A 19,776-nucleotide genomic window follows, 5' to 3' on the forward strand; every position below is an offset into this window, starting at 1 on the left:
CCCCGGTTCAGCTCGGCCATTCCTCCGCGAGCAGGCCGTAGTTCATGCCGTCCAGCCACTGGCCGGAGCGATGCAATGCGGTCCTGCGGCTGTACTCCTCCCGGCGCATTCCGAGCCGTTCCATCAGACGCCAGGACGGCTCGTTGTCGGCGAAGCATCCGGCGTGCACGCGGCGCAGCCCCAGCGGGCCGAAGCACACGTCGATCGCGGCGCGCACCGCCTCCGACGCGTAGCCCTGCCCGGTGTGCTCGGGGGCGAGCGCCCAGCCGAGCTCCGCCTCGGTGCCCTTGGCCTGCTCGACTACTTCGCGCTGGGCCCAGGCATCTCCGATCCTGAGCATGATGTCGCCGATGATCTCGTCGTCCGCTCGCCGCTGCACGATCAGGGTGGTGGCCAGCCGATCGGGATCGAGGTAGAGCTCGTCGAACGCCTCGCGCGTCTGCGGAGCGGGCCCCAGCCACAGGTTCACCTCGGGCAGGCGGCGGTACTCCCACACGGCGCCGAGGTCGTCGGCTGTGGCCGGGCGGATTTCGAGCCGTTCGGTGCGGACGGGCCACGGGTCGCGTCGTTGCGCATCGGTCATCGTCCGATTCTAGGAGCGGTGCGTCGCGGGATGCTCCGCGATTCGGTGTCGAAACCTGTAGCGCGTGCTGATTTGTGCAGCGCGAGGAAACTTCTCCAAAAATATCCTCTGATCAGCTGGATAACCCCATCGGAATGTCGGTGGCCTCGTGTTGAATGGAGGTATGAACAGCATCGTCGCTCGGCTTCGGGATCTCGAGGAGATCCTCGATTCCGCGGTGAGCGATGCGTTCGGCTCGGAGCAGATTCCAGGGATGACCGATACCGACGTGGCGGAGCTGCTGGCCGTGACGGGCCGGGTGCAGCGACGCATCGAGGGCCTGCAGGTCGAGGCGACCGTGCAAGTCGACGACCGGTCGGGCGGGCTCAAGGAAGATCGGATGACGACCCGTTACGGGTGCTCGCGGCCGGCGGACCTGGTGCGGATGCTGACGGGAAGCGACACCCGGGCCGCGAGCCGCCTCGTGAAGGCGGGACGCCTCGTGCGGCGCGACAGCGGGATCACCGACGGGGCGTTCCTGCCCGCTCAGTATCAGGCGCTGCGTGAAGTGATGGTCGACGGTGATCTGGGGCTGGCCGGTCTACTGGCCGCGACCGATCCGATCGAGCAGTCCGCGCGCCGCATCAGTGATGAGGACCGCGTCGAGGCGGATCGTCAGCTCGCCGACTTCGCGCGTGGCATCGATCACGCCGCCTCGGGCGATGAGACCCCGGGTCCGGCCCCTCTGCCGGAAGACTTGGGCACCCTCGCCCGGGTGATGGTGGCCTATCTCGACCCCGACGGGGTGGAACCGACCGACGAGGCCGCGATGCGCGGGCGGTACTTCTTGATCGGGATGGTCAAAGACGGGGCCGCGCCGGTGCGTGGCAGCATTCTGCCCGAAATCGCCGAGCAGTTGACGCTTCTGATGGACAGCCTCCTCAATCCCAAGGTGAACGATGCAGACGAGTCCGATCAAGAAGGGGGCTCAACCAGGGCCGGAGTGCGATTCGAACCGTCCGACGAGACGGATTCTGAGGCGCCGGCGTTCGCAGACACCCGCACCCGTGGGCAGAAGCTTCATGATGCACTGGCTGCGATCGTGAATACGGCAGCCAGCTCAGACCTGTTCCCGCACCTGGGTGGTGCCGCTCCCACTCTGGTCATCGCGGCCACCGCCGCCGACCTCGTTGCGGGCCACGGCTGGGCGAGCACCGGACGCGACGGTGATCTCGTCTCGATCACCACCGCACTGCAGACGGCGTGCGCGGGCGGCATCCAGCGCATCCTGTTCGACGAGCAGGGTCGGATCGCCTCGATCGGCACCAGCTCCCGCATCTTCAACGCCCTGCAGCGCCGCGCGATCACGATTCGCGACGGCGGATGCGTCATCCCGGGCTGCACCGTCCCACCGACCTGGTGCGAAGTGCATCACGTCCGAGAGCATGCCGACGGCGGACCCACCCATACCGACAACGGTGTGCTGCTGTGCTGGTTCCACCACCGCACCCTGCACCTCACCGAATGGGTCATCCGTATGAACCACGGCATCCCCGAAGTCAGAGGCCCCGCCTGGTGGGACCCGCACCAGCACTGGCATCGCGCTCGAAGTCCGTACAAGCGACAACCCGTCCCCGGGTGACGAGCGTCACATCACCGGCATCCGCGCTCAGCGAAACGCACAGCGCGTTCTGAAGACCGGCGCGTAGCGTCGATCGCATGACGACCATCGAGGTCACCGAAGACGCCATCCGCCAGACCCGCGAACTCCGCGACGAGTTCCAGCGCTTCCTCCGCGAATACGAATTCGGGATGCGCGAGGTCGAGACGAAGATCTCGATCCTGCGCGACGAGTTCCTGCACGACCACTCCTACAACCCGATCGAGCACGTCAAGAGCCGGCTGAAGACGCCGGACAGCATCGTCGAGAAGATCGCGCGCAAGGGCATCGAGGAGCCGGACTTCGACCGCATCCGCGAGGAGATCACCGACATCGCCGGTGTGCGCGTGACCTGCAGCTTCGTCGCGGACGTGTACCGGCTGTTCGACCTGCTCACCAAGCAGGACGACATCACGGTCCGCACGGTCAAGGACTACATCGCCGCACCGAAGCCCAACGGCTACAAGAGCCTGCACGCGATCATCGAGGTGCCAGTGTTCCTGTCGACCGGGCCGCTCTCCGTGCCGGTCGAGGTGCAGTTCCGCACCATCGCGATGGACTTCTGGGCGAGCCTGGAGCACAAGATCTACTACAAGTTCTCGAACCGGGTGCCCTCGCACCTCGTCGAGAGCCTGTCGGATGCCGCGGACGCCGCGAGCGAGCTCGACGCCCGCATGGAGCGACTGCACCGCGAGGCCCACGGCGTCCCCCGCAAGCAGCTCCCGGCCCCGGCACCTCGCGTCGTTCAGGTGTAGCCGCCCGGGGCTCGCCCTCTTTCGTTCGGACAGTCTCCCGCGGGTCGTTGAGCGAAGGTGCGCAGCGCCGAAGCCGAAACGGGTTGAGCGAGCCGGAGGCGAGTCGAAACCGACTACCCCGCACCCCGCTCACCCCATGAACTCCCGCACCGCCGTCGCCATCGCCGTCACGCCGACCTCGATCGTCGGGTGCGGCGCCGGCGCGAAGTACGCCGAGTGGTTCGTGGGGATGCTCGCCGAAACCGTCCCCGCAGCCTCCGCCGCGGCGAACGTCGCCGGGTCCACTCCGCCCCAGAACCAGAACACCAGGGGAGCCCCGGCATCCCGCGCGAACCACGAGACATCCTCGCTGCCGGTGAACATGCCGGGGTCGATGACCGTCCCGTCGCCCAGCGCGCGGTTCAGCGCAGCGGTCACACGTGACGTGGCTTCTACGTCGTTGATCGTCGGCGGCAGCGTGTGCTCGGTGTGGAACTCCGGCTCGCGCTCCGCGCCGGATGCCGCGGACTCCGCGCGCACGATCCGCTCCACGGCGGCGAGCACGCGCTCGCGCGCCGCGTCGTCCGGGTAGCGCAGGCTGAGCTCGAGCGTGGCGTCGGCGGGGATGATGTTGTTCTTCGTCCCGGCGTGGATCGACCCGACCGACACGACCCCGACCTCGCGCGGGTCGAGCTCGCGCGAGGCGATGGTCTGCAGTCGCATCACGGTCGCCGCCGCCATCACGACCGGATCGATCGTCGTGTGCGGGCGCGAACCGTGGCCGCCGCGGCCGTGCAGCGTCACGGTGATCCCATCGGCGGCAGCCATCTGCGGGCCGGGGCGCACGCCGATCACGCCGGCGGGCAGCGGCGTGACGTGCTGGCCGAGGACGATGTCGGGTCGCGGGTAGCGGCCCAGGATGCCGGCATCCAGCATCGCCCTGGCCCCGGCGCCGTACTCCTCGGCCGGCTGGATCAGAACCACGAGAGTTCCGGACCAGTCCGCGCGCTCCGCGACGAGACGCTCGACGGCCCCGATCATCGCCGTGACATGCATGTCGTGGCCGCACGCGTGCATGATCGGCACGGTGTTGCCGGCGGGATCGACGCCGGTGGCCGTGCTGGCATAGGGGAGTCCGGTGAGCTCCTCGACCGGCAGGCCGTCCATGTCGGCTCGCGCCCACACGACCGGCCCCTCGCCGTTGCGCAGCAGGCCCACGACGCCCGTGATCCCCACGCCCTCCTCGACCTCAAGGCCCAGATCACGCAGATGGCCGGCGGCGATGCTGGCCGTGCGGGTCTCCTGGAACGACAGTTCGGGATGCCGGTGCAGATCGAGGTACAGCGCTTCGAGGTCGATGCTCATGGCGTCGACTCTAGCTGTGGCGGAGGCTCAGGCTTCGACTCCTCGCGCCGCTCGTCGCTCACCCCGTCACTGGTGGGAGTAGCTCGCCAGCTCGGGGCCGGGCAGCAGCACGGAGTTCACGATCGCGCGGATCGCGAACTCGCTGGTCTCGCCGAGCTCGACGACCCCCGGATGCAGCAGCCACTGCAGCTGCAGGCCGTCCATGACCGCGAGGATCGCGGCGGATGCCGCCGCCACCGTGTCCGGTTCGGTCACACCCTCCTGCGCGCACAGCTCGGCGAACGCCTCGCTGATCTCGCGGCGCAGCGTCGTGTATCTGTCCTCGAAGTAGCTGCGGGCGGGGTGATCGTCGGTGATGGATTCCGCAGACAGCACGGTGTACGCCTGCACGATTCCCGGGCGCTGCGCGTTCACGAACGCGGTACGCACGAGGTGCAGGAAAAGCTCAGGTCCGCCGGGGATATGCTTCTCGTCGAGATCCTGCACATCGGCCTGGTCTCGGTACGCGAGCACCTCGAGCAGCAGGTTCTGCTTGGACCCGAAGTGATGCAGGACACCGGCATGCGTCATACCGACCTGTTCTGCGACATCCGCGAGCGTGCCGTTCGTCGAGCCCTTGTTGCCGAAGATCTCGACGGCCGCTTTGAGGATCTCGGTGCGCTTGCGCCGTGTGGCGGGACGCGTGCGCGTCGCGTCCTGCGATTCAGTGGCCACGGCATCCCCTTTTCTGGCGAGTGTAACGGTCTGGCATCCCTCACTTGCAAAGCTTACTTACTTGTAGGTAATCTCACTGCAGTTTACTTTCTCGTGAGTAAGCAAACTACCACCGGGCCCCGCCCGCCCCCTGCACAATGACCCGTGTTCAAGGAGAAGCAATGAAGCTCAGCAGATCTCTGATCGCCGTCGGCGCGATCGCCGCACTCAGTGTCGGCGCGCTCGCCGGCTGCTCGTCGTCCGGCAGCAACGCCGACGACGATTCCGGCGCCACCGGAGCCGCCCTCACGATCGCAAAGCCCGACGGCGCGATCACCACCGAGTCCCACAACCCGTATCTCGGCGACTCGTCCGCATCCAAGTACGGCTACGCCAAGGTCATCTTCGAGCCCCTCGCGCTCGTCAACCCGACCGGCGACCTCGGCACGACTCCGTGGCTCGCCGAGTCCGTGGAGTGGAACGACGACTACACCGCCGTCACGGTCGTCCCGCGCAGCGGCGTCAGGTGGAGTGACGGCACGGACTTCACCGGCGACGACATCGTCTTCACCTTCGACCAGTACCTGAGCGGCAAGCTCGCCGACTCGTCGGGCCTCAAGTACGAGGGCGCGACGGTCGATGGCGACGCCATCACGCTGACCTTCGCCGACTCGAAGTTCACCGCGCAGTCCCGCGTGCTGCACACCCCGATCGTGCCCAAGCACATCTGGGAGAACATCGAAGACCCCAACACCGACCCGCTCACCGGCGAGGGCCTCGCGGTCGGCACCGGCCCCTACGTGCTCGACAGCTGGACCACCGAGTCGGTCACCCTGTCCGCTAACGAAGGCTACTGGGGCGGCGACCTCGCGGTTCCCGAGCTGCACTACGTCTCCTACGGCGACAACGCCGCGCTCACCACCGCACTCGCCTCCGGCGAGGCCGACTGGGCGCAGGCGTTCATCCCGCAGATCCAGGCCAGCTACCTCGACGCCGACCCGGACAACCAGTTCCTCGTCTCGCCCACCGCCGGCGCGGGCACGCTGTTCTTCAACCTGCAGACCAAGCCCTTCAACGACCCGGCCCTGCGCGAGGCGCTGGCCTGGACGATCGACCGCGACGCCTACGTCGACATCGCCCGCGAAGGTGCGAGCGAGGCAGTCTGGAACGTCACCGGTCTCGGCACGCTGCTCGAGGACGAGATCGCCCCCGAGTACAAGGACGAGAACTACTCCGTCGACGTCGACAAGGCCAAGGACATCCTGACCGACGCCGGCTACACCTGGGAGAGCGACAAGCTCATCGACCCCGACGGCGAGGCCGTCTCGTTCTCGATCTCGGTCCCGGCCGGATGGAGCGACTGGAACACCGAGCAGGCGCTCATCGCCGAAGAGCTCGACGAGGCCCTCGGCATCGAGGTCAAGGTCGACCAGCCCGACTGGGGTGGCTGGGATGCCGCCCGCCAGGAGGGCACCTTCCAGGCGATCATCCACTGGCTCGAGGACACCGGAAACGTGTACGGCCTGTACACCTCGACCATGGACCCCAAGTGGATCGTCGACGACAAGGCGCAGTACAACTTCGGCCGCTTCGACGACCCCGCCGTCACCGAGGCGCTGAACACCTACGCCAACGCGTCCTCCGACGAGGACCGGGCCGCGGCATCCGCCGTGATGCAGAAGGCGTTCGCCGAGAACGTGCCGGCGATCCCGCTGGGTGCGCACCCTCTGCTGGGAGAGTTCAACACTCGCAACTACGTCGGATGGCCGTCCGAGGACGACCAGTACGCCTCCGGCGACCCGACCCAGCCCGGCATCGTCCAGGTTCTGACGAACCTCGAGGCCAAGTAGCCGAGGCCGACCCCGCGAGACTGCATTCCGCGGATGAGATCCCCCGCATTCCGGTCGATCTCATCCGCGGGATGCAATCTCGCATCGTCTCGGCGCCGCACCTGCAAGAAAGCGACACCCCATGACAGACCCCCTGCTGTCCGTCCGCGACTTCTCGGTCGTGTACGACGTCGACCCGCCAGTGGCGGCGGTGAAGAACGTCACGCTCGAGCTGCAGCGCGGCGAGATCCTCGGCCTCGCCGGTGAATCCGGATGCGGCAAGACGACTCTCGCCTACGGCATCCAGCGCCTGCTCAAGGCGCCGGCGGTGATCACCGGCGGATCCGTCATGTTCCACGACTCCGACGGCACCGACGTCGACGTCAACGCGCTCGGGCCCGAGCAGATGCGCCGATTCCGGTGGGACAAGGTCTCGATGGTGTTCCAGGGGGCGATGAACGCCCTCAATCCCGTCGCGACGATCGGCTCCCAGCTCGAGGACGTCTTCGAGGTGCACCGGCCCGGCATGAATCGTCGCGATCGGCGAGATGCTGTCGCCGAACTGCTCGACATCGTCAAGGTCGGCGCGCAGCGGGCCCGCTCGTTCCCGCATGAGCTCTCCGGAGGCATGCGCCAGCGCGTCATGATCGCGATGGCACTCGCGCTGCGGCCGCAGCTCATGGTCATGGACGAGCCGACCACGGCGCTGGACGTGCTCGTGCAGCGCGAGATCCTGCGGCAGATCTCGCAGCTGCGCCGGGAGTTCGGATTCTCGGTCGTCTTCATCACCCACGACCTGCCCCTGCTGCTCGAGATCAGCGACCGCATCGCGATCATGCGCGAGGGCGAGATCGTCGAACTCGCCACGGCGGAGCAGATCTGGCGCGACCCGCAGGACGAGTACACCAAGACGCTGCTGTCGTCGTTCCCGCGCCTCACCGGAGAGAAGGGGGTGGTGGTGCGATGAGCACTCTCGAGGTCCGCCACGTCAGCAAGGTCTACAACGTCCGAGGAGCCGGTCGCCTGACGGCGCTCGACGACGTCAGCTTCACCCTGAACTCGGGCCAGACGATCGGCCTGGTCGGCCAGTCCGGCAGCGGCAAGTCGACGATCGCCAAGATCCTCACGCAGCTCGAGACCCCCACCAGCGGCGAGGTGCTGCTCGACGGGAAGCCCATCCCGCGCCGCGGACGCGGACTGCGCGCCTACCGGCAGCAGCTGCGGATGGTCTTCCAGGACCCGTTCGCCTCGCTGAACCCGTACCACTCGATCCGGTACCACCTCGAGCGCCCGCTGCGTCTGGACGACGTCGTGCCGCAGGATGAGACCGAGGCGGAGGTCCGCCGGCTTCTCGAGCGCGTGCGGCTGGAGCCCGACGCCGTGATCGACCGCCGTCCGCACGAGCTCTCCGGCGGTCAGCGTCAGCGCATCGCGATCGCCCGAGCCCTGGCATCCTGCCCGGCGATCCTCGTCGCTGACGAGCCGGTCTCGATGCTCGATGTCTCGATCCGTCTCGGTGTGCTGAACCTGCTCGCCGACCTGCAGCGCGAGGAGGGCCTCGGCGTGCTCTACATCACGCACGACCTCGCCACCGCCCGGCACTTCAGCGACGAGATCATGGTGCTCAACCACGGCCGCATCGTCGAGCACGGCACGGCGGACGACGTCATCCTCCGCCCCCAGGATCCGTACACGCAGGAGCTCCGCGCAGCATCCCCCGATCCGGAACGCCACTTCGCCACTGCCGGTGCCCCCGAAGGAGGCGCACGATGACCGCCGTCGAACCGCAGCTGCCCGCCGCCGAGACGCACCCGGTGCCGGATGCCGTCGAGGTCGGCACCACCGCGACCAAGGCCGTCGCGGGCCGTTCCCGCGTGCCGTGGCGCTTCCTCGGCGGCCGTGCCGTCTTCTATCTGTTCACGCTGTGGGCGGCGCTGACCATCAACTTCTTCCTGCCCCGGCTGATGAAGGGCGACGCGGTCACCCAGTACCTCGCCCGCAACCGCAACGTCTCTCCCGAAGCCGCCGATGCGCTGCGCGCACTGCTCGGGCTCGACACCGACAAGGGCCTGTGGCAGCAGTACCTCGACTACTGGGGTCTGCTGCTGCACGGCGACCTCGGCGTCTCGCTGCTGCACGGCCTGCGCCCCGTCACCGAGGTGATCAGCCAGGCGCTGCCGTGGACCATCGGCCTGGTCGGGCTCGCGACCATCGTCTCCTTCGCGATCGGCACGATCGGCGGTGCGTTCATCGGCTGGCGTCGCGGCAGCAGGCTCGACGCGTTCATCCCGATCACCACTTTCCTCAGCACCATCCCGTACTTCTGGCTCGGTCTGCTCGCGATCGCTCTGTTCTCGGTCAACCTCGGCTGGTTCCCGATCGGCAAGGCGTACGGCGTCGGCATGGTGCCGGGGTGGAACTTCGAGTTCATCGGCCAGGTGATCCATCACGGCACGCTTCCGCTCATCACGATCGTGATCGCCTCGCTCGGCGGATGGATGCTGGGCATGCGCAACATGATGCTCACCGTCCTGGACGAGGACTACATCACCGTCGCGCAGGCCAAGGGCATGCCGAACCACCGGGTGCTGTGGGGCTATGCCGCCCGCAACGCGGTGCTGCCGCAGATCCAGAGCTTCGCCCTCTCGATCGGCTTCATCGTCGGCGGAACGATCGTGATGGAGATGGTCTTCAGCTACCCCGGCGTCGGCAAGCTGCTGCTGGATGCCACCAACGCCAAGGACTACGCGCTGATGCAGGGCGTCTTCCTCGTCATCACCCTGTCGGTGCTGGTCGCCAACATCCTCGCCGACATCGCCTACGCATTCCTCGACCCGCGCACGCGCCAGACGGAGGCATGAGCCATGACCACCACAGACTCCGCCCAGCGCCAGGCCGGTGCGGGCACACCCGAGACCTTCCTCATCCGCACGAGCACGGGCAGCGCAGGGCGGCCGGAACAGAGCTTCTGGCAGAAGCTCGCGGGTGCATTCGCGATGTTCCGCAACGGCAAGTCGATCGCCGGACTCGCGATCCTCGGGTTCTTCGTGCTCGTCGCGATCTTCGCCGACGTGCTCGCGCCGTACTCGCCGACCAAGGTCGACAACTCCGCACGTCTGCAGCCGCCGTCGGCCGCGCACTGGCTGGGCACGACGCACATCGGTGAGGACGTGCTGAGCCAGGTTATCCACGGCACCCGCGGTGTCATCGTCGTCGGCTTCCTCGCCGCGATCATCGCCACGCTCATCGCGATCACGGTCGGCGTGATCGCCGGGTACCTGTCCGGTTGGAAGAGCGAGGCGCTGTCGGCCCTGACCAACGTGTTCCTGGTGATCCCAGGGCTCCCGCTGATCATTATCGTCGCGGCGATGTTCGAGGAGCCCCCGCTCGTCCTGATCGCCGCCGTCCTCGGAATCACCGGTTGGGCGTGGGGAGCACGCGTGCTGCGGGCTCAGACGATGTCGCTGCGCAACCGCGACTTCATCCAGGCGGCCCGCGCGAACGGCGAGCCGCTGCGCCGCATCATCACCGTCGAGATGCTGCCGAACCTCATGGCACTGATCGCCGCGAGCTTCGTCGGTACCGTGACCGCCGCGATCCTGGGGCTCACGACCCTGTCGTACATCGGCGTGATCCCGGTGACCACGTACAACTGGGGGACGATCCTGAACTGGGCCTCCGCCCAGGGCGCGTTCGGCCAGAACCAGTGGTGGTGGTATTTGCCCCCTGGGCTCTGCATCGCGGCCATCGGCGTCGCGCTGTCCCTGATCAACTTCGGCATCGACGAGTACGTCAACCCGCGCCTGCGGTCCGCCGGAGAACGGGCCCGCGCCATGAAGAAGAAGGGTCTCGACGTCAACGACGCCGTGACCGCGGTTCGCACAGAAACCGTCCGCCCCGACCTGAAGAACGCTGGAAATGCCTGAAACGCTCGTCGACATCCACCCCTACCGCGACCCCGCCCTCGCCATCCCCGAACGCGTCGCCGACCTGCTCGGCCGCATGACGCTCGAGGAGAAGGTCGGGCAGATGCTGCAGCTCGACGCGCGGGACGACCTCGAGGACCACGTGCTACGCCGCAACGTCGGCTCGATCCTGCACACCTCCCCGGAGCGCATCGTCGCCGCGCGCGAGCTGACGCTGCGCACGCGCCTGCAGATCCCGCTGATCGTCGGCGAGGACTGCATCCACGGCCACTCGTTCTGGCCCGGTGCGACGATCTATCCGACCCAGCTGGGCATGGCGGCATCCTGGGACGCCGCGCTCGTGGAGAAGGTCGCGCGCGCCACCGCCGTCGAGGTGGCCGCCACCGGCATCCACTGGACCTTCTCTCCCGTGCTCTGCATCGCCCGCGACCTGCGCTGGGGCCGCGTGAACGAGACCTTCGGCGAGGACCCGCACCTCATCGGCGAGCTCGCGAGCGCGATGGTGCGCGGCTACCAGGGTGAGGGGTTGGATGACGCGACCGCCATCCTCGCGACGGCCAAGCACTTCGCCGGCTACTCCGAGACCCAGGGCGGCCGGGATGCCTCCGAGGCAGACATCTCGCGCCGAAAGCTCCGCTCCTGGTTCCTGCCGCCGTTCGAGCGCGTCGCCCGCGAGGGATGCCGCTCGTTCATGCTCGGCTATCAGACCACCGACGGCGTGCCGATCACGCTCAACGAGTGGCTGCTCAGCGACGTTCTACGCGGCGAGTGGGGCTACACCGGCACGCTCATCACCGATTGGGACAACGTCGGCCGGATGGTCTGGGAGCAGCACGTGCAGCCCGACGTCACCCACGCCGCGGCCGCCGCCGTGCGGGCCGGCAACGACATGATCATGACGACGCCGACCTTCTTCGAGGGTGCGCTGGATGCTGTCGCGAAGGGCATGCTCGCGGAGGACGCGTTCGATGCCGCCGTCGCCCGGATCCTCACGCTGAAGTTCGAGCTCGGCCTGTTCGAGGACCCGCGTCAGCCGCGCGAGGACGTCGCCGCTCTCGTCGGCACGGCCGAGCACGCCGCGTTGAACCTCGAGCTGACGCGGCGCTCGCTGGTGCTGCTGGAGAACGACGGGACTCTGCCTCTTCTGCCGGCTGCGCCTGACGGGCCGCCGGCCCCGTCCGCGACCAGGCGCATCGCCGTGGTCGGCCCGCTCGCCGACGACGCGCAGGAGCAGCTCGGCGACTGGGCCGGTGGGTCCGGCCAGGCCGGCTGGCTCGACGGACAGCCGCGCGAGATGATCGCGACCGTGCTCGACGGGCTGCGCGAGATCGCCCCGTGGGAGGTCGTGCACGCCCGCGGCGCCGACATCCTCACCCTCGAGTCAGACCCCGCGGGCGCTACCTGGCCGGACGGGCAGCCCCGGCCGCCGGTGGTCCGACCGGTGCCGGCCGATGAGGCGCAGATCGCGGAGGCCGTGGCCGCAGCGGACGGTGCGGACGCCGTGATCGCCGTCGTCGGCGATGCTCGCGGCCTCTACGGCGAGGGTCGCTCCACCGCGACGCTCGAGCTCATCGGCGGTCAGGTCGCCCTGCTCGACGCGCTGATCGAGACGGGGAAGCCCGTGATCGTGGTGCTCATGGCGTCGAAGCCGCTGGTGCTGCCGGCATCCGTTTCGAAGGCGGCCGCCGTCCTGTGGGTCGCGAATCCGGGCATGCAGGGCGGTCGCGCGATCGCCGAGCTCATCACGGGAGCCGTCGAGCCGACCGGCCGCCTGCCGATCTCGTTCGCGCGTCACGCCGGACAGCAGCCGACGTACTACAACCAGATCCGCGGTCAGCACGGCGACCGGTATGCCGACCTGACCCAGTCGCCGGCGTGGGCGTTCGGCGAGGGCCGGTCGTACACGACCGTGCAGTACGACGACCTCGTGATCGAGCAGACGGCGCTCGCGGCATCCGACACGATCGCCGCGCACGTCACGGTCACGAACACCGGTGCGCGGCCGACGATCGAGACCGTCCAGGTGTACGTGCGGGATGCCGTCACCAGCGTGAGCTGGGCCGAGAAGGAGCTCAAGACCTATCGGCAGGTGTCGCTGGCGCCCGGCGAGGCGGCGCGCGTGCGCATCGACCTGCCGGTGGCCGAGTGCACGATCGTGGATGCCGCGGGCAACCGTGCCGTCGAGGCAGGGGAGTTCGCGCTGCTGGTCGGTTCGAGCTCCCGCGAGGAGTCCCTGCTGTGCGCGGAGTTCACGGTCGCCTGAGAAGGTTTCGACTCGTCGCTGGCGCTCCTCGCTCAACCCGTTTCGTCTCCGACGGCTGCGCCGTCTCCGCTCAACGACCCGCGGAAGAGCCCCAGGGCCCGCGGGAGCGCCGCGGAGGCGGTTCCCGCAGAGACCTCCCCCGCGGGAGCGCCGCGGAAGGCGTTTCCCCGCAGGGAGCTCCCCCTGTGGGTCGTTGAGCGGAGGCGCGCAGCGCCGCAGACGAAACGGCTTGAGCGAGCCGAAGGCGAGTCGAAAGCAGCCCCATCGCCCCGACTACAGTGGATCTGCCCCATTCCGGGCGCCCCACCCCTGGAGTTCTCATGGCAACCGTCGACGAGCGTGCCCGCTACCGGCCGAATCCGTCCGTCCTCACGGCGCTGAAGTCACCGCGCCTTCTGACCCGCGAAGTCCTCGCCGGGCTCGTGGTCGGACTCGCGCTCATCCCCGAGGCGATCGCCTTCTCGATCATCGCCGGGGTCGACCCCAAGGTCGGGCTGTTCTCGGCCTTCGTGATGGCCGTGTCGATCGCGTTCGTCGGTGGCCGTCCGGCCATGATCAGCGCGGCGACCGGTGCCGTCGCCCTCGTGATCGCCCCGGTCATGCGCGAGCACGGCATGGATTACTTCATCGCGACCGTCATCCTCGCCGGCGTCTTCCAGGTGCTGCTCGCCGTGCTCGGCGTCGCGAAGCTCATGCGCTTCATCCCGCGCAGCGTGATGGTCGGGTTCGTCAACGCGCTCGCGATCCTGGTCTTCATGGCGCAGCTGCCGCACCTGATCGACGTGCCCTGGCTGGTGTACCCGCTGGTGGCAGCGGGCCTGCTCGTCATGGTCCTGGTGCCGCGCCTGACGAAGGTCGTGCCGGCTCCGCTGATCTCCATCATCCTGGTGACCGCCGTCGTCGTGGTGTTCGCCCTCGACGTGCCGACCGTCGGCGATGAGGGCGAACTGCCGCGGAGCCTTCCGGAGCTTTTCATCCCGAACGTGCCCCTGACCTGGGAGACGTTCACGATCATCGCGCCGTTCTCGCTCGGGATGGCACTGGTGGGCCTTCTCGAATCGCTCATGACCGCCAAGCTCGTCGACGAGATCACCGACACCCATTCGCGGAAGACCCGCGAGGCCTGGGGCCAGGGCGTCGCGAACATGCTCTCCGGGTTCCTGGGCGGCATGGGTGGCTGCGCGATGATCGGCCAGACCATGATCAACGTGAAGGTCTCCGGAGCCCGCACCCGCATCTCGACGTTCTGCGCCGGCGTGTTCCTGCTCGTCCTCGTCGTCACCCTGGGTGACGTCGTCGCGATCATCCCGATGGCGGCGCTGGTCGCCGTGATGATCATGGTCTGCGTCGCGACGTTCGACTGGCACAGCATCCGCCTCTCGACCCTGCGCCGGATGCCCAAGAGCGAGACGATCGTCATGGTCGCCACCGTGGTGCTCGTCGTGCTCACCGAGAACCTGGCGATCGGCGTCGTGGCCGGTGTGATCGTCGCATCCGTGCTGTTCGTCCGCCGTGTTTCCCACTTCGCGACGGTGACGCGGAGCGTGTCGGGGGATGCTGCGCACTACACCGTCGACGGAGAGCTGTTCTTCGCCTCCAGCAACGACCTCACCACGCAGTTCGAGTACGCCGACGACCCCGAGCGCGTGGTCATCGACATGTCGCGCTCGCACGTCTGGGATGCATCGACCGTCGCAGCACTCGACGCCATCGAGACCAAGTACGCGCAGCACGGGAAGTCCGTCGAACTGGTCGGGCTGAACGACGCGAGCGGGCTGTTCCACGGGCGGCTGAGCGGCGGCTTCCCGCCCGCGTGACGCGCGTCCGCCTATCGGTCGCTGAGCCTGTCGAAGCGTCCGCCTCTTCGACAGGCTCAGGGAGCGGAGAGTCAAACTCGGCGGGAATCGGCGGCGCGATACCGACGGTTGCGGACGCCCAGGATGACGGATGCCGCGGCCGCGGCCAGCACGGATGCCGTCAGGATCGCGACCTTGGCATGGCCGTGCGCCTCGGACCCCGGAGCGAAGCTGAGCTCGGCGACCAGCAGCGACACCGTGAACCCGATCCCGGCAAGGATGCCGACGCCGATGATGTCCAGCCAGCGCAGCGCGGGATCGAGGTCGATCCGCCGGATACGGGTGATCGCCCACGTGGCGACCGTGATGCCGAGCGGCTTGCCGAGCACGAGCGCCAGCACGATCCCGAGCACGATCGGGTCGGAAAACGCTGAGACGAAGCCCTCCGCGCCGCCGATCGCGACGCCGGCGGAGAAGAACGCGAACACCGGCACCGCGAACCCGGCCGACAGCGGGCGGAACCGGTGCTCGAACACCTCGGCGAGGCCCGGGCCGGCTTCCGGCCCGCGTTCCGCTCGCTTGTGCAGCACCGGGATGGTGAAGCCGAGGAGGACCCCGGCGATCGTGGCGTGGATGCCTGACGCGTGCAGCAGCGCCCACGCGACGACCCCGATCGGCAGCAGGATGAGCCACGCGGCGGTCGGCTGCAGGTGGAAGAAGCGCCGGTACAGCTGAGCGATCGCGCCGTAGACCGCGATCACGACGAGCGCGAGCAGCAGCGGGACGACCTCGACCGTCTCGGTGTAGAACAGCGCGATGATGCCGATGGCGATCAGGTCGTCGACCACGGCGAGGGTGAGCAGGAAGATCCGCAGCGCACTCGGCAGATGCGAGCCGATCACGGCCAGGACGGCGACCGCGAAGGCGATGTCGGTCGCCGTGGGGATCGCCCACCCGCGGGATGCCTCCGCCGATCTCGCGACGACGGCGAGGTAGATGATCGCCGGCACGGCGACCCCGCCGACAGCCGCGACGATCGGCACGATCGCGGTGCTGAACTGCCGCAGGTCTCCGCTGACGAACTCGCGCTTGAGCTCGAGGCCTACGAGGAAGAAGAAGATCGCCAGCAGCCCGTCGGCCGCCCACGCGCCGACGCTGAGCCGCAGGTGCCACGGCTCATAGCCGAGCTCGAAGTCTCGGATCGCGAAGTACGTCTCGGCCCAGGGCGAGTTCGCCCACACCAGCGCGACGACCGCGAGAGCGACCAGCAGGAAGCCTCCGACGGTCTCCTTGCGCAGGATCTCGCCGATGCGGAGCGACTCCGCCGAGGACGCGGACGGGAACAGGCGGTTGAGGCCGGGAATGCGGGAGCGCGACATGAGCGCCTTTCGGGTCGACAGCAGATCATGTCGACCAGGCTTCCCGACTCTCCAGCATCCAGACTAACGGCACCGTCGTCGATGATGGGGCAGGGCTTGGTGTTCCGACTCTCGCAGATCATTGTTCCTACGGGGCGTTGTCCGCTGAAGAACCCGAGCGCGAGTTGTCCGCCGGGGCGAAGCACTCGCGCGATGAAGGAAGGAACCAGGTCGATCCCACGAACATCAAGACCGAGTGCATTCAGATGACTCGACCAGGCGAGTCGCACCTGTCCGGCACCCCGCCGAATACCTACCACATGCGTTTCGGTGCGATTTGGTTTCGGCGGGGAGTTTCGGCGGGTCACGCTTCGGCGTGTCGCGCGCTTGATCGTCATCCTTTGGCGTGAACGCCGGAAACGATCGTTTCTGGTGCGCTAGGAGTCTGCCGGCGCGGGTGTTGCGTTCCCGGCGAGCAGGGACAGGCGAAGCTTGGTCTCGTCAGAGGTTCCGGGCGCGGCGGTATAGATGACGACCTTGAGATCAGTGTCGGTATCCGTGAGAACGTCACAGTCCAATGTGATGGGGCCTATCCCATGACGCTGGATCGTCTTGCGGTCCTCGATGTGCCCTCCGACGGCCCCTTCTTGCCATAGCCGTGCGAAATCATGGCTTTTTTCGGTCATCTGCGCGATCAAAGAGGTGATCCTGCGGTCAGCCGGGTATCGGCCGGATGCGCGTCGCAGATCGGAAACAATGGCTCGGTCAGACGCTTCCGCATCGGCTAGTACGACGGGCCATGCGGCGATCTTGCCCTCGTCGCGGGACGTCAGAAAGCGGGACCTCACGAGGTTACGGCCCTCCGGCGCAAGCATCCGCGGATCCCCGAAAAGTGCTGTCCAAGACCGGTTCCACCAAACGAGCTGCCAATCCGCAGCGAAGACAGCCGCGGGCGTCTCCCCGAGCCGGACGAGCACGCGCTGCATCCCGGGAGGAATGTGATCGGTGACCATCCGGTCACCAGGCGGCTGCAGTCCAGCAATCCTGTAGAGGTGATCGCGTTCCTTCCGGTCTAGCTGCAACGCTCGCGCCAGGCCCGCCACGATTGCGGCCGATGGGGTGGTGACGCGTCCCTGCTCGAGCCGAACAACGTAGTCGACCGACATACCGACGAGGTCGGCGAGTTCCTCGCGACGCAGACCTGGTGCACGTCGAGACCGACCGGCCGTAAGACCCACGGCAGCCGGGCTTGTTCGGTTGCGCCAGGCTCGAAGCGTCGCACCTAGCGTCAGATCGTTCACGGCCATGTCTTCATCTTCGGCCATCAGCAACGACGGGACAGTAGGAAAGCTCTTCCTACCCCTCGACCGTCCCTGGTCGAGGGTCTCGAGTTCCCCCATCCTGGATTCCATGACCCTCATCTATGCCACCGACCACACCGTTCCGGTCACTGTGCAGGCTCGCACCAGGCTCTCCCCGGAGGATGCGTTTCGCATCATCGCTCCTATCGACCTATCTCTGGTCTTCTCTGGCTGGGGCCCGTTTCCTGGCGTCCGTGGCGCGACGAATCAAACCGGAGACTGGGACGCCGCGGGTCAGTCTCGCAACCCAGATTTGACCGACGGTTCGACAGCGATGGAGAAGCTCACCGAGTACACCGAACCGAGTTCGTTCGCCTATGAGCTCACGGGCTTCACGAACATACTGCGACATCTCGTCGTCGGCGTGCGAGGCGAGTGGACGTTCAGTCCCGACGCCACCGGCACCCTGATCCGCTGGACATACGAATTCAAGCCGCTACCGCGGCGAATTCTCCTCGTGCGCCGCGTGCTCGGTCCCCTGTGGAGGAACTACATGCGAGTGGGCGTGCATCGTGCCGCTCGCGCTGCAGAGAACATCTCCGACACCGAATCCCGCTGAGCTATCCCGCCCTCATCGGGACACGCCACGAGGATCGTCGCCCAGCCTCCGGCAGACTGCACCAGGAAACCCCATCCAAGCAGCACTTGTGGCGAGCGTTTGCGGGCATCCGCGACTGCTACATCTGCAACGCGCCGCAAACGATCGTTTACGGCTGATGATCGAGCCTTGCAGAAACGCGGATTAGTTCACGATGTCGTTAATTCATGAGTTCCTGTATTGTCCTGATTGTGCCCATTACTGCTCTCGCGTCCGCGACCCACACCGCGGCGGTCGCCCGTCTCGGCCACGCGCTGTCTGATCCGACCCGTGCGGGTGTCCTGTTGGCGTTGCGGGAAGCTCCTGCATACCCGTCAGACCTCGCGGATGCTCTCGGCGTCTCGCGGCAGGTCATGTCGAACCAGCTTGCATGCCTGCGCGGCTGCGGACTGGTCGAGGCAATCCCGGACGGTCGGCGCACCTGGTACCGACTAGCGGATGCCCACCTCGCCCCTGCCCTCGACGAGCTGATGGGCGTTGTTCTGTTTCTCGAGCCCGGCTGCTGTGGCGGAGAGAGCTGCACCTGCGCATGAGCGCCACCGATATTCGGCTCACCAAGGAGCGCCGCGGTGTCCTCCAGCGGCGCGTCCGGTGGATCGTCACCGCAACGATTGTCTACAACATCGTCGAAGCGATCGTTGCCATCTCGGCTGGCTCAATCGCGTCCTCGACCGCGCTCATCGGATTCGGCCTCGACTCCACCATCGAAGTCCTCTCGGCGGCAGCCGTCGCGTGGCAATTCACACGCCGCGATCCAGAGCGGTGGGAGCAGGGGACGCTGCGCGTCATTGCAATAGCTTTCTTCGCCCTCGCCGCATACGTCATCGTCTCCTCTGCTCTGGCCCTGCTCACTCAGACAGATGTCGAGCATTCGACGCTCGGCATCGTCATGACCGCGCTCAGCGTGGCGACCATGCCCTTCCTCTCGTTCGCGGAACGTCGCGCCGGCCGCGAACTCGGTTCGGCGACGGCAGTCGCGGACTCAAAACAGACCCTCATCTGCACGTACCTGTCCGCCGCGGTGCTCATCGGGCTCGTTCTCAACAGCCTGTTCGGCTGGTGGTGGGCCGACGCGATCGCGGGTCTCGTCATTGCAGGCTTCGCGATCCGCGAGGGCAGCGAAGCCTGGCGCGGCGACGCCTGCGCGACCTCCGTAGGGATGCTCCTTGAAGACGACCACGAGCACGGCGAGCACGACACGCACGAGCACTAAGAATCCACCGACCCGCTGGCGATTAAACGGTAGGTCCGCCCGATGTGCTGGGCATGCGAAGCTGCGGTGGGTGGTCTCATCACCGCACAGAGCACCAGGAAATGCGCGGTGCCGCAGGTAGCGTGGCGGTATGTCGATCGAAACGTATATCGCGGTTCTGCACGACGATGAGGCGGCGGCCGATGATGGCGAATCCGTCCTCTGCCCGCTCCAGCCCAATGGGCAACCGAAGCCCAGCATCGATCACGATGGCGTGCTCTATGACCTCCTTGAAGCTCAGGGGCCGGACGGTGTGTTTGAGTACAGGCGCGCGAGAGCGTGAACCGTTCTGGGCTTCACCAGACCCATCGGAACTGATCTGAAGTGGTTCAGCGCACCAGGCGCGCGATCGCCTGGGACGCTTCACGCACTTTCTCTT

The 19,776-nt window shown here is 67.4% G+C and carries 18 protein-coding genes; 13 read left to right on the forward strand and 5 right to left on the reverse strand.

The window, feature by feature from the left end; translation table 11 throughout:
* Positions 1-7: 7 nt before the first annotated feature.
* Positions 8-583, reverse strand: coding sequence for a GNAT family N-acetyltransferase (locus MAE01_RS15085; protein ID WP_147040789.1), 576 nt, complete (start codon positions 581-583; stop codon positions 8-10).
* 217 nt (positions 584-800) lie between these two features.
* Between MAE01_RS15085 and MAE01_RS15090 the strand changes: the two genes are divergently transcribed.
* On the forward strand, positions 801-2,204 hold the full coding sequence (locus MAE01_RS15090; RefSeq protein WP_186806266.1) for an HNH endonuclease signature motif containing protein: 1,404 nt from the start codon (positions 801-803) through the stop codon (positions 2,202-2,204).
* Between the two features lie 77 nt (positions 2,205-2,281).
* Complete coding sequence (locus MAE01_RS15095) at positions 2,282-2,977, forward strand: GTP pyrophosphokinase (RefSeq protein WP_147040793.1); 696 nt, start codon at positions 2,282-2,284, stop codon at positions 2,975-2,977.
* Positions 2,978-3,106: 129 nt separating this feature from the next.
* Here the strand turns inward: MAE01_RS15095 and MAE01_RS15100 are convergent, their stop codons facing one another.
* A complete protein-coding gene (locus tag MAE01_RS15100; RefSeq protein ID WP_147040795.1) occupies positions 3,107-4,321 on the reverse strand; it encodes an amidohydrolase in 1,215 nt (404 codons plus the stop codon).
* Between the two features lie 66 nt (positions 4,322-4,387).
* A complete protein-coding gene (locus MAE01_RS15105) occupies positions 4,388-5,035 on the reverse strand; it encodes a TetR/AcrR family transcriptional regulator (RefSeq protein ID WP_147040797.1) in 648 nt (215 codons plus the stop codon).
* A 161-nt stretch (positions 5,036-5,196) separates the two neighbouring features.
* Between MAE01_RS15105 and MAE01_RS15110 the strand changes: the two genes are divergently transcribed.
* From MAE01_RS15110 to MAE01_RS15140, 7 genes are all read left to right on the forward strand, one after another.
* Complete coding sequence (locus MAE01_RS15110; RefSeq protein WP_147040800.1) at positions 5,197-6,864, forward strand: ABC transporter substrate-binding protein; 1,668 nt, start codon at positions 5,197-5,199, stop codon at positions 6,862-6,864.
* Positions 6,865-6,985: 121 nt separating this feature from the next.
* The gene (locus tag MAE01_RS15115) at positions 6,986-7,810 is read left to right on the forward strand and encodes an ABC transporter ATP-binding protein (protein ID WP_147040803.1); all 825 of its coding nucleotides are present in this window, start codon (positions 6,986-6,988) and stop codon (positions 7,808-7,810) included.
* Positions 7,807-8,616: an ABC transporter ATP-binding protein gene (locus tag MAE01_RS15120; protein ID WP_147040804.1), complete on the forward strand. Its 810-nt coding sequence runs from the start codon at positions 7,807-7,809 to the stop codon at positions 8,614-8,616. Before MAE01_RS15115 ends, MAE01_RS15120 begins: the two co-directional genes overlap by 4 nt.
* Positions 8,613-9,704: an ABC transporter permease gene (locus MAE01_RS15125; protein WP_147040806.1), complete on the forward strand. Its 1,092-nt coding sequence runs from the start codon at positions 8,613-8,615 to the stop codon at positions 9,702-9,704. Before MAE01_RS15120 ends, MAE01_RS15125 begins: the two co-directional genes overlap by 4 nt.
* Before the next feature lie 3 nt (positions 9,705-9,707).
* Entirely contained in the window at positions 9,708-10,769 is a 1,062-nt protein-coding gene (locus MAE01_RS15130; RefSeq protein ID WP_229718248.1) for an ABC transporter permease, read from the forward strand.
* Positions 10,762-13,032 (forward strand): exo-beta-d-1,3/1,6-glucosidase, encoded by a 2,271-nt coding sequence (locus MAE01_RS15135; RefSeq protein ID WP_147040808.1) that lies wholly within the window; start codon positions 10,762-10,764, stop codon positions 13,030-13,032. Before MAE01_RS15130 ends, MAE01_RS15135 begins: the two co-directional genes overlap by 8 nt.
* Positions 13,033-13,352: 320 nt before the next feature.
* The gene (locus MAE01_RS15140; protein WP_147040810.1) at positions 13,353-14,849 is read left to right on the forward strand and encodes a SulP family inorganic anion transporter; all 1,497 of its coding nucleotides are present in this window, start codon (positions 13,353-13,355) and stop codon (positions 14,847-14,849) included.
* 71 nt (positions 14,850-14,920) lie between these two features.
* Here the strand turns inward: MAE01_RS15140 and nhaA are convergent, their stop codons facing one another.
* Entirely contained in the window at positions 14,921-16,207 is a 1,287-nt protein-coding gene (gene nhaA / locus MAE01_RS15145; protein WP_147040812.1) for a Na+/H+ antiporter NhaA, read from the reverse strand.
* Between the two features lie 416 nt (positions 16,208-16,623).
* The gene (locus MAE01_RS15150) at positions 16,624-17,511 is read right to left on the reverse strand and encodes a helix-turn-helix transcriptional regulator (protein WP_229718272.1); all 888 of its coding nucleotides are present in this window, start codon (positions 17,509-17,511) and stop codon (positions 16,624-16,626) included.
* A gap of 85 nt (positions 17,512-17,596) precedes the next feature.
* Here MAE01_RS15150 and MAE01_RS15155 point away from each other — a divergent pair, with 85 nt between their 5' ends.
* The 4 genes from MAE01_RS15155 (at position 17,597) to MAE01_RS15170 (ending at position 19,680) form a co-directional block, all read left to right on the forward strand.
* Positions 17,597-18,106 carry an SRPBCC family protein gene (locus MAE01_RS15155; protein WP_147040814.1) on the forward strand — a complete coding sequence of 170 codons (510 nt, stop codon included), beginning with the start codon at positions 17,597-17,599 and terminating at the stop codon, positions 18,104-18,106.
* Positions 18,107-18,312: 206 nt separating this feature from the next.
* Positions 18,313-18,678, forward strand: coding sequence for an ArsR/SmtB family transcription factor (locus tag MAE01_RS15160; protein WP_147040816.1), 366 nt, complete (start codon positions 18,313-18,315; stop codon positions 18,676-18,678).
* On the forward strand, positions 18,675-19,358 hold the full coding sequence (locus tag MAE01_RS15165) for a cation efflux transmembrane domain-containing protein (protein ID WP_147040818.1): 684 nt from the start codon (positions 18,675-18,677) through the stop codon (positions 19,356-19,358). Before MAE01_RS15160 ends, MAE01_RS15165 begins: the two co-directional genes overlap by 4 nt.
* A 130-nt stretch (positions 19,359-19,488) precedes the next feature.
* The gene (locus tag MAE01_RS15170; RefSeq protein WP_147040820.1) at positions 19,489-19,680 is read left to right on the forward strand and encodes a hypothetical protein; all 192 of its coding nucleotides are present in this window, start codon (positions 19,489-19,491) and stop codon (positions 19,678-19,680) included.
* Positions 19,681-19,776 lie beyond the last annotated feature (96 nt).

The sequence above is a fragment of the Microbacterium aerolatum genome (assembly GCF_007988825.1).
GTDB classification, from domain to species: Bacteria; Actinomycetota; Actinomycetes; order Actinomycetales; family Microbacteriaceae; genus Microbacterium; species Microbacterium aerolatum.

Excerpts from the sequence above, each read along its gene's own strand:
- MAE01_RS15085 (WP_147040789.1), bottom strand. The coding sequence starts at position 583 with ATGACCGATGCGCAACGACGCGACCCGTGGCCCGTCCGCACCGAACGG.
- MAE01_RS15095 (WP_147040793.1), top strand. The coding sequence starts at position 2,282 with ATGACGACCATCGAGGTCACCGAAGACGCCATCCGCCAGACCCGCGAA.
- MAE01_RS15100 (WP_147040795.1), bottom strand. The coding sequence starts at position 4,321 with ATGAGCATCGACCTCGAAGCGCTGTACCTCGATCTGCACCGGCATCCC.
- MAE01_RS15110 (WP_147040800.1), top strand. The coding sequence starts at position 5,197 with ATGAAGCTCAGCAGATCTCTGATCGCCGTCGGCGCGATCGCCGCACTC.
- MAE01_RS15115 (WP_147040803.1), top strand. The coding sequence starts at position 6,986 with ATGACAGACCCCCTGCTGTCCGTCCGCGACTTCTCGGTCGTGTACGAC.
- MAE01_RS15120 (WP_147040804.1), top strand. The coding sequence starts at position 7,807 with ATGAGCACTCTCGAGGTCCGCCACGTCAGCAAGGTCTACAACGTCCGA.
- MAE01_RS15125 (WP_147040806.1), top strand. The coding sequence starts at position 8,613 with ATGACCGCCGTCGAACCGCAGCTGCCCGCCGCCGAGACGCACCCGGTG.
- MAE01_RS15130 (WP_229718248.1), top strand. The coding sequence starts at position 9,708 with ATGACCACCACAGACTCCGCCCAGCGCCAGGCCGGTGCGGGCACACCC.
- MAE01_RS15135 (WP_147040808.1), top strand. The coding sequence starts at position 10,762 with ATGCCTGAAACGCTCGTCGACATCCACCCCTACCGCGACCCCGCCCTC.
- MAE01_RS15140 (WP_147040810.1), top strand. The coding sequence starts at position 13,353 with ATGGCAACCGTCGACGAGCGTGCCCGCTACCGGCCGAATCCGTCCGTC.
- nhaA (WP_147040812.1), bottom strand. The coding sequence starts at position 16,207 with ATGTCGCGCTCCCGCATTCCCGGCCTCAACCGCCTGTTCCCGTCCGCG.
- MAE01_RS15150 (WP_229718272.1), bottom strand. The coding sequence starts at position 17,511 with ATGGCCGAAGATGAAGACATGGCCGTGAACGATCTGACGCTAGGTGCG.
- MAE01_RS15155 (WP_147040814.1), top strand. The coding sequence starts at position 17,597 with ATGACCCTCATCTATGCCACCGACCACACCGTTCCGGTCACTGTGCAG.
- MAE01_RS15160 (WP_147040816.1), top strand. The coding sequence starts at position 18,313 with ATGAGTTCCTGTATTGTCCTGATTGTGCCCATTACTGCTCTCGCGTCC.
- MAE01_RS15165 (WP_147040818.1), top strand. The coding sequence starts at position 18,675 with ATGAGCGCCACCGATATTCGGCTCACCAAGGAGCGCCGCGGTGTCCTC.
- MAE01_RS15170 (WP_147040820.1), top strand. The coding sequence starts at position 19,489 with ATGTCGATCGAAACGTATATCGCGGTTCTGCACGACGATGAGGCGGCG.